Origin of the sequence: Robertmurraya mesotrionivorans (assembly GCF_050971805.1) — a bacterium.
In the GTDB taxonomy this organism is placed as follows: Bacteria; Bacillota; Bacilli; order Bacillales; family Cytobacillaceae; genus Robertmurraya_A.
In genome coordinates, this window is sequence record NZ_JBPCCH010000004.1 from 348,389 (window position 1) to 361,588 (window position 13,200).

Here is a 13,200-nt window from a genome sequence, read left to right on the forward strand (position 1 = left end):
ACTTTGATCAACAGCACAATAGAAGAAGACAATAACTATATTATGCCTTTCTTATGGATAAAAGGTGAAGACCAAAAAACTATTTTAAAAGAAATTGAAAAAATAGAGGAATGTGGAATAAAGGCGTTTGTAGTAGAATCTAGAACTCATCCTCATTTTATGGAAAAAGAATGGTTCGATGACATGGATTTTATGATGGAAACGGCAAAATCGAAAGGTATGAAAATATGGCTTTTAGATGATGCCCATTTCCCAACTGGATACGCCAATGGGTTGCTACGTAAATATCCTGATAGGAAAAAACAATATATTCATTTCAACACAGTGGATGTTTGGGGATATAAAGACGAGGTAACGATTGATGTTAAGGCCATGTGTAAGCCACACAAGTCATGGAGAGATCGTAAAAAAAGTCAGGAACAAATAGACGAGGAAAACCGAAATCAATTAATTAGCATAGTTGCTTATGCTTTAGTAGAGAAGGACTTAATTGATGAATCTAGCTTTATTGATTTAACAACTCAAGTAACGGATGATTATTTCACGTATAAGTTTCCTAAAGGTCATTGGCGTGTATTTGTAACTTATCTAACACGTGTAAATGGCGGTAACCCTGAATATATTAATCTTATAGATAGTGAGTCTGTCGAAACCTTAATAGAAGCGGTCTATCAACCACATTATGAACATTATAAAGAAGAGTTTGGAAAAACCTTTGCTGGATTTTTCTCAGATGAACCAGGTTTCGGTAACACAACAGGGTTTGCAAAAGATGAGATTATTGGAAAAAAACTGATGGCATTACCTTGGAGTGAGGAATTAAAACATAGATTAAAAGAGAATAGAAATGACTATCCACGTTTTCTACCATTCCTTTGGACAGATAGTATACAGTCTAAACAAACCATTGCATTCCGAATGACCTATATGGATCACGTCACTGCATTATATGCCAAGAATTTTTCAGAACAGTTAGGTAAATGGTGTGAGGAACACAAGGTTGAATATATTGGTCATATTATAGAAGATAACAATCAGCATGCTCGCTTAGGTACAGGTGCAGGGCATTATTTCCGTGCAATGACAGGACAGCATATGTCTGGAATAGACGTAATCGGGGGCCAAATACTATTTGGTGGAGATAAATTTCTAAGAGCAAATTCTTCTAAAGGGGATGGCGAATTCTATCACTATTGCCTTGCTAAGCTAGGTGCATCAGCGGCTGTGTTGGATCCTCTAAAAAAGGGACGTGCCATGTGCGAAATGTTTGGTGCATACGGCTGGAAATTAAGCATTCGAGATATGAAATGGATTGTTGATCACTTATTAGTAAGGGGAATCAATCACTTTGTCCCTCATGCCTTTTCAATGAGTTCATATCCAGACGATGATTGTCCACCGCATTTCTACGCAGGTGGAAATAATCCAATGTATAATCATTTTGCACATCTGATGAAATATACGAACCGTTTGAGTGGATTGCTTAACGGTGGAGTTCCATCCACACAGGTAGGAATACTTTACCATGGTGAAGCCGAGTGGGCGGGGAATTATATGCAGATGCAACAACCTGCTAAAAAACTTACTCAATCACAAATCAATTATCTCTTTGTAAGTATTGATATGCTTGAAAGTCAAGCAGCTATTCAAGACGAAACTTTTACAATAAATTCAATTAACTTTAAGTGCTTAGTGGTTCCTTATACCCAATTTATTACGAAAGAGTTACTTTCGTTTATTGAAAAATATAAGCATGGGAAAATTTATTTTGTTGAGGCGTTTCCAGAAGCGATTATTGGGAACGAAGAAAAGGTAGATTTCTCTAAATTAGATCATTGTTTAGTACTATCTTTAGATGAATTACCAGTAAAACTTAAGAGTGAAAATCTGGATGAAATAAAACTATCAACTCCCTTTACTCAATTGGTTACCATGCATTATTGTAAAAAGGATTATGAAATCTATACGTTCAATAATGAAGATGAGTACAATGAGTTTTCCGGTGGCGTATCTATTCCTGAAAGTAAATATGTTTATGAATATAATGCATTAAAAGATGAATGGTATGAAGTTTCGTTCGATGTTAATAAATCCCGTTTAGAAATAGAGCTAGACATTCCTCCATTTGATTTCAAGGTTTTTGTCTCTTCCAATAAAGAACTCCCAATTAACTTATCTGTGAGACCAAATTCATATTATAAAAACCAGATGGATATTAGTAATAATTGGTCTATCTCATTAGCTAGAAGTATTGAATATCCCAACTTTAAATTATTTGATACTATGGAAGAATTGGTCCCTATTTCAAGAAAGTTACCTAATTTCTCAGGAATTATTCGCTATGAGAAAGAAATCGATTTAGTCGATGTGAACGGCCAAGCCCGAATAGTATGTGAATCCGTATATGATGCTATGGAGGTTTGGATTAATGGGGTCAGTATCGGAAAGAGAATCAATCCACCATACTGCATTGACTTCACAGGGTTATTAAAAAACGGGAAAAACAAAATCGTTGTGGAAGTGGCAACCACTGCAGACCGTGAAGTAAAGAAAATAGAAGAACAGTTTATTTCTATGTTTGAAGTGATTGAGCCTACTGGGATGTTTGGGGAAATTCATTTGAAATATTAGCTATAGCTATGCGGTAATAGAAAAATAAATAAGATAAATCATAGGTGTAAGAAGAAAAAGGGGTTGCTGAGGCAACTCCTTTTTAATATCATAACCAACCAAAATTTACCCACTTACAGAATTATTAGAATTTTACTTTTATAGATTATTGACAAGTGGAGGGACTTTTTATTATTCTTAGTTTATAACAAATGTTAAACGCTGTAACAAATGTAAAAACAACTTCGCTGAAGTTATAAGTTGTAACATTTGTTCCTGGTTCGCGAATTAAAGTAAAATGAAAGCGTTATTATAAGAGAGGAGGCCTAGGAATCTACTAAACTATGAAGTGGGAAAAGGAGAGATTTTATGCAGCTTGCTTTTATACTTTGTACGATTCTCATTGTTCAGTATCTTTTATCGTTTTTTCAAATTAAGCAATACAAGAGAAATATCGATAAAATTGTTAGCGTTTACAAAGGCGATAATGGTTATTTTATGTTCTCAGGGATGGAACGAGGAAAGTTCAAGCCGGGAGCAATTGCCATTTTGGTTGTTGATCGCAACTACATTATACATGAATGTCACATGTTAAAGGGGATATCCGTTCTAACTAAGTTCAAGCCGTTGGAGAAATACAAGGGTAGACATGTGGGCGAAATTGTAAGTGATGTGAATGATGTGATTCCTGAAAAGGGGAAGAACAAACTTCCTGCTTATAGTAAGGCATTGTTACAAGCGAGTGAAAATGCATTGTTAACGATATCTAAGAACAAAGTGTCAATGGGAGTATAAAAAGGGGGTCAAACAAATGGAATGGATTAAATGGTTAGGGGAACATTTTATCGGGATGTTCCAGGCTGGTGGCGAAACTTTTATGGGACTAGTAACAGGAATTGTTCCAACACTGGTTGTACTATTAACGTTTACTTATGCAATGATGAAATTCGTCGGGGAAGAAAGAGTAACAAGAATCATTCAGTTTGCTGCAAAATATACTATCCTTCGATATACACTAATGCCAGTTCTTTCAGTTCTAATGTTAACAAACCCGATGGCATATACTTTCGGTCGTTTTTTACCTGAAAAGCAAAAACCAGCTTTTTATGATTCAGCGGTATCTTTCGTTCATCCGGTAACAGGGTTATTTCCTTACGCTAATGCAGGTGAACTGTTTGTATACTTAGGTATTGCAAACGGTATTCAAGAATTAGGTCTGCCAGTAGCCGACTTAGCTGTCCGCTATTTTATCGTCGGTGTAGTTGTTATCTTAATTCGTGGCATAGTGACAGAATTAATTACAAAATATTTAGCGAAAAAAGAGGGCGCAGACTTAGCATAGAAGGGAGAGGTTGTAGATGACGACATATCGTGGAGTATTTGTATCAAAAGGATCAGGTGGCTGGGGTGTTGGACTTTATATCGAACCTAATGCAAAGAAGAATAAAATTGTTTCAATTACAGGAGGAGGAATCCATCCCGTTGCTGCAAGAATTGCAGAATTGACTGGTGCTGAGGCAGTTGATGGGTTTAAGGGATCTTATCCAGAAGAAGAAATGGCGTGTGTCATTATTGACTGTGGTGGTACAGCAAGGATTGGCGTATATCCGATGAAACGTATCTTAACAGTCGATGTTCTTCCATCTTCTCCGTCAGGTCCACTTTCAAAATATATTACGGATGATATCTTTGTATCAGGTGTTACACCAAAAGAGGTTGCGGTTGCTGAAGGCTATAGTCAGTCCGCCGGTGCACAAGAAGTAACGGATGAGCCAAAATTCGATACAAAAGATAAAGAGAAATTCAAAGAAAGCTATACCGAGTTGAAAAAAGAAGTAGCTAGCCAGCAAAAAGATAATCTCTTGCTGCGTTTTTCGAAAGGAATCGGTAACGTTACCGGAACTTTCTATCAGGCTGGACGTGACACAATGGATATTCTTATTAAAAATATTCTTCCGTTCATGGCCTTCGTTAGTATGTTAATGGGAATTATCAACTATACCGGTGTCGGTGATTGGATTGCACAGGCATTAACTCCACTCGCTGGTTCTCTGTGGGGGCTTCTAGTTATCGTTATCGTCTGTACTCTGCCATTCTTATCACCAGTATTAGGTCCAGGGGCAGTTATTGCACAGGTTATTGGGGTATTAATCGGTACACAAATCGCATTAGGGAATATTCCACCACAATACGCTTTACCTGCACTATTTGCCATCAACGGCCAGGTAGGTTGTGATTTTATTCCCGTTGGTTTATCTCTTGGAGAGGCAAAACCTGAAACGGTGCGTTACGGAGTACCTGCCGTATTATACAGCCGCTTAGTCACAGGTATTGTATCCGTTGTAATTGCCTACTTTGCTAGTTTTGGCATGTATTAAAATTTTGGTTTTTGTAAGGGCAGTATGTTATGAAAGAAGAGGATCGCTATGGTTATTCAAGATAGAAGGATTCTAGTGAAAGTCGCACAAATGTATTATGACGAAGGAGCGACTCAGTCGGAAATTGCAGAAAAAATAGGAATCAGCCGTTCCCTCGTTTCAAAGGTGTTAACAAAGGCGAGGGAGGAAGGCATTGTTGAAATAATCATTCATGATGATCAAATTCATCAGTTTAGAAATCTAGAACGGAAAATTGAGCGTCTATATAATTTACGTGAAGTAGTGTGTATTGAGAGTGTAGGTCATGAGTCTTCAAAAAAACAATTAGGTGAAGCGACCTCTGAGTATTTGCAGAGAGTAATTAGGGATGGTCAAATCATCGGGATGTCTTCGGGTACAACATTAAAAGAAGTTGCTAAGGCAATCAATTCAGTGCAGGTATTTCCATCTGCTACGGTTGTCCCTTTAGTGGGGGGAATGGGGAACGAACAAGTGGATATTCATTCCAATAGTATTGTTTCCAAAGTGGGAAATGCACTTCAATCCAAGTATGAGTTGCTCCATGTTCCAGTAATGGTCGATACAAAGGAAGGGAAGGAAGTATTGATTCGCCAGCCTTCCATACGTTGCACTCTAAATCTAGCAGAACAATCCAATATCGCAGTTGTTGGGATTGGAGGACGTCCTGAGGACTCTACCATGGTTAAAGCATACATGGGTTCAGATCATCAGCAAATCACTAATGATCACGAAATTGTAGGGGATATTTGCTATAACTTCATCAATAAATTTGGAAAACCTGTAGACAATTCATGGAATGAAAGAGTGATAGCTATTGAACTAGAAAAATTGAAAGCGATTCCCTTAGTAATAGGGGTTGCTTCTGGTTTAGAAAAAGTTCAAGCCATCAAAGCTGCATTAGAAGGCGGCTTGATTCATGTACTGATTACAGATGAAGCAACAGGAAATGCGCTGGTAGAAGGATAATAGTCGAGCTGCACTCCAACTGTGCAGCTTTTTTCTAGTTTGGGCTTTAATACGTCGAATAGGTCTACACTCCCCAAATATATTTAGTGGCTTAAACAGCAATCGTAAACAACCTTTTCAACCCTCAACTACTCCATTAATTTACCCTTTTATCTGATATATTTGAATATTATGACTTGACAGGGCTTACACAAGCACTTAAACTAAGGGTACGGAACAAATGATATGCATTGTAACAAATGTTACGTAAGTGAATGAATTGTTACAATCAATAACATTTGTATATGGCTGAAAAATGTAATTAAAAGATTTCTATTCTAAAAGAAAATGTAAGCGTATTAATTAAATTTTTTGGGAGGAATTTATTCATGTCAATTTACACTAAGCTTTTACAACGTGAACGTGAAAATGCACCAATTAAAGTAGGGGTAATCGGTGCAGGGCAAATGGGTTTTGGGATGATTGCACAAATTTCAAAAATCCCTGGTATGATCGTAACAGGTGTTTGTGATGTAAATGTTCAGGCGGCACAAAGAGCAGCTGATTATTATTCCTCACAATCTACGAGAAAAGATCCAATGGTTGTAACGAATGACTACAGGGATGTTATCCAGTCAAACCATGTAGAAGTGATTGTTGATGCAACGGGTGTTCCAGAAGTAGGAGCAAACGTATCACTGGAGGCTTTACGTTCGAAAAAACATATTGTCCTACTTAACGTAGAAGTTGATATAACAATCGGTTCAATTATGTATCAAATGTTTACGAATGCTGGATTGGTATACACAGGCTCTGCAGGGGATGAGCCAGCTGCGACTCTAGAATTATATGAATTTGCCAAAACAATGGGATTAGAAGTATTGGTTGCTGGGAAAGGAAAAAACAATCCATTCAACCCGCTATCTAATCCAGACGTAGCTGCAGCAGAAGCCAAGGCAAAGCACATGAGTGCACATATGCTAGCTGCATTCCAAGATGGAACAAAAACTATGGCTGAAATGAATCTTTTAAGTAATGCGATTGGTTTAGTCCCAGATAAAGTCGGAATGCACGGTGTATCTGCAACTGTTCAAGATGTCGCTGATAAACTAGACCTAAAGGAAAATGGAGGAGTACTAGATAACTTCGGCGTTGTAGAATATGTAAACGGTTTAGCACCAGGAGTATTCGTCATTGTAAAAAGTGATCTTGAGCCAGTTGACGAAGAACTTCGCTATTTAAAAGTTGGTAACGGACCACACTATGTGTTTTATCGTCCATACCACTTAGCTAGTTTAGAAACTCCAATCACAATTGCAAAAGCAGTATTAGAACATGATTCTTCTATTCATCCACTTGGAGCTCCGATTTCTGAAACCGTTGCTGTGGCAAAACGGGACATTAAAGCAGGTGAGACCTTAGATGGAATTGGTGGCTATAGCGTGCGTGGTGTCCTTGAAACACATCGTGACATGAAGGCAAACGGCCATATTCCAATTGGTTTAATCAGTGGGAAAGTAGTTGCGAAAAGAGATATCAAGACAGGTCAATTCCTAACTCAAGATGATGTGGAATTAGATACAAATACAACCGTTTGGAAGTTACGATCTCTTCAAGATCAGCTTTTTCCAACAAGCACAGAACAACGTCCACTTGTGACATTATAAAGAGACAAGCGAACAAATGGGAGGATAAAGATGACAAAATCAGTAGTAAAAGAAATTGGGGTATTAGTATCAACGTTTAAAGAAGATAAAATATTGATTTTATTTGGTCCACAAGCTCCGAAGGAATTAAGAGAAATGGCTGTTATTCATGAATTTGAAAATCTAGAAGAGGAGCCATTAAAGCAGGGTGGTACGATACAGTTTGGTGAAGAGAGTTTTACCATTACCGCATTAGGTGACCTTGCTAACAAGAATTTTAAGGAATTAGGGCATGTATCCATTTACTTCCAGGAGCCTATGGAAGAAGTTCTGCCTGGAGCAGTGTTTGCAGCCCCATATTCCTTCCCTAATACTATTAATGAAGGAACAGTAATTTCAGTGAAATAAACAAGAGGGAAAAGGTGGATCTAGTTTCATAAAAACTTGATCCCTTTTTCCCTTTTTTAAAACTCACGGTCACATTTGGAACCGTTACCAATGCTGTCGTATCAATCTTTGTCCAATAAAAAATATCAGAAAATTAGCGTTTTTTACTTGACTAAAATGAGGATAGATTATATGATGTTTACAAATGTAACAGTATAGAACAAATGTAAAAGGAGGAACAGATAATGATGGTTAAAACATTAAAGCTTCCTGAGATGATTACAGAACAGAAATTAAAAGATTTATATAAAGAAATGTGGTTAATCCGTTATTTTGATGAGAAGGTTGACCAGTTTTTTGCGAAGGGGATGATCCACGGTACAACACATTTATGTGTGGGCCAAGAGGCATCTGCGGCCGGTTCTATAGCGGTCATTGGCAGAAAAGATAAGATCATAAGCACACATCGAGGACACGGCCACTGTATTTCAAAAGAGGGCGATGTTAACAAGATGATGGCAGAACTCTTCGGTAGGGTAACAGGGTATTGTAAAGGAAAAGGCGGATCAATGCATATTGCCGATGTAGAAAAAGGAAATTTAGGGGCAAATGGAATTGTCGGTGGGGGTCTTCCTCTTGCTGTAGGAGCAGCTCTAACGTCGAAAATGAAAAAAGAAGATTATGTGGTTCTTTGTTTCTTCGGTGATGGTGCATCTAATGAAGGGAGTTTCCATGAATCTGTGAATCTAGCAGCCATCTGGGACCTTCCCGTTGTCTTTATTTGTGAAAACAACCAATACGGGATGTCAGGTCCGGTTAAAGAAATGACTCGTGTGGAAAATATTGCTGATCGTGCTAGTGGTTACGGAATCCCTGGTCATGTGGTTGACGGTCTTGACATGATTGAAATCATGAATACCGTTCATGAAGCAGTTGAACATGCACGGGGTGGCAACGGCCCAACTTTAATCGAAATGAAAACTTACCGCTGGAAAGGTCACTCTAAGAGCGATGCAAAAAAATATCGTACTCGTGAGGAAGAAAAAGAATGGAGAGAAAAAGACGGAATCAAGCGTTTTAAAGAAACGTTAATCGAAGCTGGTGTATTAACAGAAGAAACCGCAAAACAACTTCAGGAGGCAGCAAACCAGGAAATCGAGAAAGCTGTGAAATTTGCTGAAAGCAGCCCCGAACCATCCCTTGATAGTTTACTAGAGGACGTTTACGCGTAAAGAGAGGAGTAGAAAATATGGCTACTAGACAAATAACCTATTTAGAAGCAGTAAGGGAAGCAATGAGCTTAGAAATGCGGGAAAACAATGATGTATTTATTCTTGGTGAAGATATCGGTGTTTATGGAGGAGCTTTTGGTGTAACACGTGGAATGATTGAAGAGTTTGGTCCTGAACGTGTCCGTAATACACCCATCTCAGAAGCGGCGATTGCTGGTGCGGCAATAGGATCGGCATTAACAGGAATGCGTCCTATATTAGAACTTCAATTTTCTGATTTTATTACGATCGCTATGGATCAAATGGTGAACCAAGCTGCGAAGACCCGTTATATGTTTGGAGGCAAAGGAAAAGTACCAATGGTATTACGAACACCAGCTGGTTCGGGAACTGGTGCTGCTGCCCAGCATTCACAAAGTCTTGAAGCTTGGATGGCTCATATTCCAGGATTAAAAGTCGTTCAGCCGTCCACAGCTTATGATGTAAAAGGTTTGTTAAAAGCAGCCATTGACGATGATAACCCAGTTATTTTCTACGAACATAAACTATTGTATAAAACGACGGGTGATGTTCCTGAGGAATCCTACAAAATTGAATTAGGTAAAGCAGATATCAAACGTGAGGGAACAGATGTAACAATTGTAGCTACGGCAATTATGGTCCATAAAGCACTGGAAGCAGCAGTGGAACTTGAAAAAGAAGGAATCAGTGTAGAAGTAGTTGATCCTCGTACCATTGTTCCACTCGATAAAGAAACTATTATTAATTCTGTAAAGAAGACCGGACGTTTAATTGTTGTACATGAAGCTGTTCAACGGGGAGGATTCGGTGGAGAAATCGTTAGTGTTGTTGCTGAAAGCGAAGCATTTGACTATTTAGATGCTCCAATAAAGCGCCTCGGCGGTAAAGAGGTTCCCATTCCTTATAACCCTAAATTAGAAAAAGCGGCCATTCCGCAAGTTCCAGATATTATTGAAGCTGTCAAAGAAACCGTTAAGAACAGGTAAGGAGGAGGGGCAAAATGGCAAAAGAAATATTTATGCCGAAACTAAGCAGCACGATGGAAGTCGGTACCCTCCTTCAGTGGTTTAAAGAAGAAGGGGAAACCGTTGAAATCGGTGAACCACTTTTTGAAATTATGACAGACAAAATCAATATCGAAGTAGAGGCTTACGATGAAGGTGTGTTATTAAAAAAATATTTTGATGTCGACGCTGAAGTACCAGTCAATCAAATTATTGGTTACATTGGCAAAGAAGGAGAAAAGGTACCTGACAGTTCACCAGGGATTGCTGGGGAAGAACCATCAGCAGAGGAACAAATAGAAGAGGTTATTTCCGAACGTCAAGAGGCACCTGTATCAGTAAGCAATATTCAAGAAGGTGAGAAACCGCGTGCAACCCCGGCAGCACGCCAAATGGCACGCTCAAATAAACTTGAATTAGTATTCATTAAAGGCAGCGGCCCAAATGGTCGTGTGCATAAAAAAGATGTGCATGCTCATTTAGAAGCTACTGCATCAGAATCAAAAGCTACCCCACTTGCAAAGAAAATTGCCTTAGCGGAACAGGTGGACTTATCCTCTGTAGCTGGTAGCGGTGTGAATGGGAAAATTGTTAAAGCTGATGTGGTTACTGCAAATCCTTCTAATTCAGCAACATCAGCATCCACTTCTTTACCAGCAGAACAGCGCAGAAAAATGACTGGTATGAGAAAAGTAATTGCTGACAGGATGGCACAGAGTGCTTACACAGCACCGCATGTAACGTTAACGACTGAAGTGGAAATGTCGAAGGTAAAGGAACTTCGTGTAGCACTTCTACCTGTGGTTGAAAAGCAAACAGGCTTCCGATTATCGTTTACTGATATTCTCGTAAAAGCTGTAGGTGTAGCACTGGCTCGTCACCCACAGGTGAATGTATCAATTGACGGTGACGAAATTATTCAGCATAGCCAGGTAAATATCGGACTAGCTGTTGCTGTCCAGGACGGATTAATGGTTCCAGTGATTAAAGATGTTCTGAGTAAGGGACTTGCTGAGTTAACAAAAGATGCAAAAGATATTGGTAAACGTGCCCGCGAAAATAAACTACTGCCAGTTCAAATGAAGGGATCTACATTTACCATTAGCAACCTAGGAATGTATGCAGTTGATGCATTTACTCCTATTATTAACCAGCCTGAAAGTGCCATTCTTGGTGTTGGTCGAATTCAAGATAAGCCTGTGGCTATTAATGGCGCACTTGAAATTCGTCCTATGATGACGCTTAGTCTATCCTTCGACCACCGAGCAATGGATGGAGCACCAGCTGCTGCGTTTTTAACGGAGTTAAAGCAAATACTCGAAAGTCCATTTGAGTTATTGGTATAGGGGTGAATAAAACATGGTGAAATCCTACGATATTGTTGTGGTTGGAGGAGGTCCCGGAGGTTATGTAGCTGCCTTGCATGCTGCGGAGCTTGGTAAAAAAACAGCTCTCATCGAGACAGACTTCCTTGGAGGAACATGTCTAAACCGGGGGTGTATTCCATCAAAGACCTATTTAAAACATTCTGAAGTCATCGAGCAAATTGAAAAGGCGAAGGAATGGGGAATCGAAACCGGTGACCTTAGCTTTTCTTTTAGTAAAATGAAAAAGCGAAAAGATGACGTGATTCAGCGTCTACGTGGAGGCATTGCCTTTCTACTGAAGCAGGGGAAAATTGATGTTTATAACGGGTATGGATCGGTTCTACCCGGCGGAGTAGTGAGGGTGAAAACACTTGAAGAGGAAGAGACTGTTAAGGCGGCAAAAGTGATTGTTGCAACAGGGTCTACCCCAGCTGTGCCGCCAATTGAAGGGCTGGATACAGTTCATTTTGATACAAGTGATACGATCTTTGATATTCCAGAGATACCAAAATCGGTAATCATTATTGGTGGCGGAGTGATTGGAGTTGAATTTGCGACTATTTTTGCATCTCTTAAAGCGCAAGTAAGCATCGTCGAGGCTGCTGACCGGATCATCCCTACAGAGGATGCGGAAGCTTCCAAATTTTTATCAAAGATGTTAAAGAAAAAGGGAATCAACATCCATACAGGTGCAAAAGTGCAACGAGTTCAAGAAACAGAAGGTGTGAAAACAGTCATTTGTGAGGATGTAAAGGGAAAAGAGCTTTCATTGCAAGCAGATACATTACTCGTAAGCACTGGACGCCGCCCAAATTTATCCGCAGTCACAGAACTTAATCTAGAACAGAACGGCCCATTCATTAAAGTTAACGATAAGTTGGAAACAAGCCAAGCAAATGTTTTTGCAGTTGGGGATGTTATAGGCGGTTGGCAGCTTGCTCACGCAGCAAGTGCGGAAGGAATTGTTGCCGCGAATAATGCTGCTGGACAGAAGGATGTTATCGACTATAAAGTCATGCCCCGTTGTATTTTTACGCTCCCTGAAATCGCCTCCGTTGGCCTGTCAGAGGAGGAAGCGAAAAAGCAGGGGATTGATGTTCGTGTAGAAAAATTTGACTTTGCTGGTAGTGGGAAAGCACTGAGTGCTGGAGAACCGGAAGGATTTACAAAGATTATCTATGAGGAAAAATACGGTGAAATCATTGGTGTGGTTATGGCTGGCTCACATGTAACGGAAATGATTTCTGAAGCCTCGGCTTTCATGTACTTAGAGGGAACAATAGAAGAAGCCGCTAAAATGATTCACCCACACCCAACCATATCAGAAACCTTCTATGAAGCCGCAGTGAATGCGGTCAATAAACTAAGAAAACAACAAAAAGCAGTACAATCAGCGGTATAGTAATTGGTTAGTCAAAACAACATAAAAATAACATTCAAGTATCATATTGAGTTGTTACAGAAAAGTGCCGAGAATGATTATTCTCGGCACTTTTGCGATATGGTGTGATGATTTTAGAAAAGATATGTTGTAATATGTTCATATACATAACATTTGTAAATTGGTTTATCGATGATGCCTTGAAGGA

The 13,200-nt window shown here is 39.2% G+C and carries 11 protein-coding genes; all 11 read left to right on the plus strand.

The window, feature by feature from the left end; all coding sequences use genetic code 11:
* Positions 1-3: 3 nt before the first annotated feature.
* The 11 genes from ACRX5O_RS10090 to lpdA all read left to right on the plus strand — a co-directional run bounded on the left by ACRX5O_RS10090 (position 4) and on the right by lpdA (position 13,013).
* Positions 4-2,631, plus strand: coding sequence for a sugar-binding domain-containing protein (locus ACRX5O_RS10090; protein ID WP_433905821.1), 2,628 nt, complete (start codon positions 4-6; stop codon positions 2,629-2,631).
* Between the two features lie 348 nt (positions 2,632-2,979).
* Positions 2,980-3,405, plus strand: coding sequence for a transcriptional regulator GutM (locus ACRX5O_RS10095; protein WP_433905822.1), 426 nt, complete (start codon positions 2,980-2,982; stop codon positions 3,403-3,405).
* Positions 3,406-3,421: 16 nt separating this feature from the next.
* On the plus strand, positions 3,422-3,952 hold the full coding sequence (gene srlA, locus ACRX5O_RS10100) for a PTS glucitol/sorbitol transporter subunit IIC (protein WP_433905823.1): 531 nt from the start codon (positions 3,422-3,424) through the stop codon (positions 3,950-3,952).
* Between the two features lie 16 nt (positions 3,953-3,968).
* Entirely contained in the window at positions 3,969-4,988 is a 1,020-nt protein-coding gene (gene srlE / locus ACRX5O_RS10105; RefSeq protein WP_119709617.1) for a PTS glucitol/sorbitol transporter subunit IIB, read from the plus strand.
* A gap of 48 nt (positions 4,989-5,036) precedes the next feature.
* Entirely contained in the window at positions 5,037-5,975 is a 939-nt protein-coding gene (locus ACRX5O_RS10110; RefSeq protein ID WP_433905824.1) for a sugar-binding transcriptional regulator, read from the plus strand.
* Between the two features lie 368 nt (positions 5,976-6,343).
* The gene (locus ACRX5O_RS10115) at positions 6,344-7,621 is read left to right on the plus strand and encodes an NAD(P)H-dependent oxidoreductase (protein ID WP_433905825.1); all 1,278 of its coding nucleotides are present in this window, start codon (positions 6,344-6,346) and stop codon (positions 7,619-7,621) included.
* Between the two features lie 30 nt (positions 7,622-7,651).
* A complete protein-coding gene (locus ACRX5O_RS10120) occupies positions 7,652-8,008 on the plus strand; it encodes a PTS glucitol/sorbitol transporter subunit IIA (RefSeq protein WP_433905826.1) in 357 nt (118 codons plus the stop codon).
* 227 nt (positions 8,009-8,235) lie between these two features.
* Positions 8,236-9,219: a thiamine pyrophosphate-dependent dehydrogenase E1 component subunit alpha gene (locus tag ACRX5O_RS10125; protein ID WP_433905875.1), complete on the plus strand. Its 984-nt coding sequence runs from the start codon at positions 8,236-8,238 to the stop codon at positions 9,217-9,219.
* 17 nt (positions 9,220-9,236) lie between these two features.
* A complete protein-coding gene (locus ACRX5O_RS10130; protein ID WP_433905827.1) occupies positions 9,237-10,226 on the plus strand; it encodes an alpha-ketoacid dehydrogenase subunit beta in 990 nt (329 codons plus the stop codon).
* Positions 10,227-10,240: 14 nt separating this feature from the next.
* Positions 10,241-11,590, plus strand: a complete 1,350-nt coding sequence (locus ACRX5O_RS10135; RefSeq protein ID WP_433905828.1) for a dihydrolipoamide acetyltransferase family protein — start codon at positions 10,241-10,243, stop codon at positions 11,588-11,590.
* 13 nt (positions 11,591-11,603) lie between these two features.
* Entirely contained in the window at positions 11,604-13,013 is a 1,410-nt protein-coding gene (gene lpdA / locus ACRX5O_RS10140) for a dihydrolipoyl dehydrogenase (protein ID WP_433905829.1), read from the plus strand.
* Positions 13,014-13,200 lie beyond the last annotated feature (187 nt).

Excerpts from the sequence above, each read along its gene's own strand:
- ACRX5O_RS10095 (WP_433905822.1), top strand. The coding sequence starts at position 2,980 with ATGCAGCTTGCTTTTATACTTTGTACGATTCTCATTGTTCAGTATCTT.
- srlA (WP_433905823.1), top strand. The coding sequence starts at position 3,422 with ATGGAATGGATTAAATGGTTAGGGGAACATTTTATCGGGATGTTCCAG.
- srlE (WP_119709617.1), top strand. The coding sequence starts at position 3,969 with ATGACGACATATCGTGGAGTATTTGTATCAAAAGGATCAGGTGGCTGG.
- ACRX5O_RS10110 (WP_433905824.1), top strand. The coding sequence starts at position 5,037 with ATGGTTATTCAAGATAGAAGGATTCTAGTGAAAGTCGCACAAATGTAT.
- ACRX5O_RS10115 (WP_433905825.1), top strand. The coding sequence starts at position 6,344 with ATGTCAATTTACACTAAGCTTTTACAACGTGAACGTGAAAATGCACCA.
- ACRX5O_RS10120 (WP_433905826.1), top strand. The coding sequence starts at position 7,652 with ATGACAAAATCAGTAGTAAAAGAAATTGGGGTATTAGTATCAACGTTT.
- ACRX5O_RS10125 (WP_433905875.1), top strand. The coding sequence starts at position 8,236 with ATGGTTAAAACATTAAAGCTTCCTGAGATGATTACAGAACAGAAATTA.
- ACRX5O_RS10130 (WP_433905827.1), top strand. The coding sequence starts at position 9,237 with ATGGCTACTAGACAAATAACCTATTTAGAAGCAGTAAGGGAAGCAATG.
- ACRX5O_RS10135 (WP_433905828.1), top strand. The coding sequence starts at position 10,241 with ATGGCAAAAGAAATATTTATGCCGAAACTAAGCAGCACGATGGAAGTC.
- lpdA (WP_433905829.1), top strand. The coding sequence starts at position 11,604 with ATGGTGAAATCCTACGATATTGTTGTGGTTGGAGGAGGTCCCGGAGGT.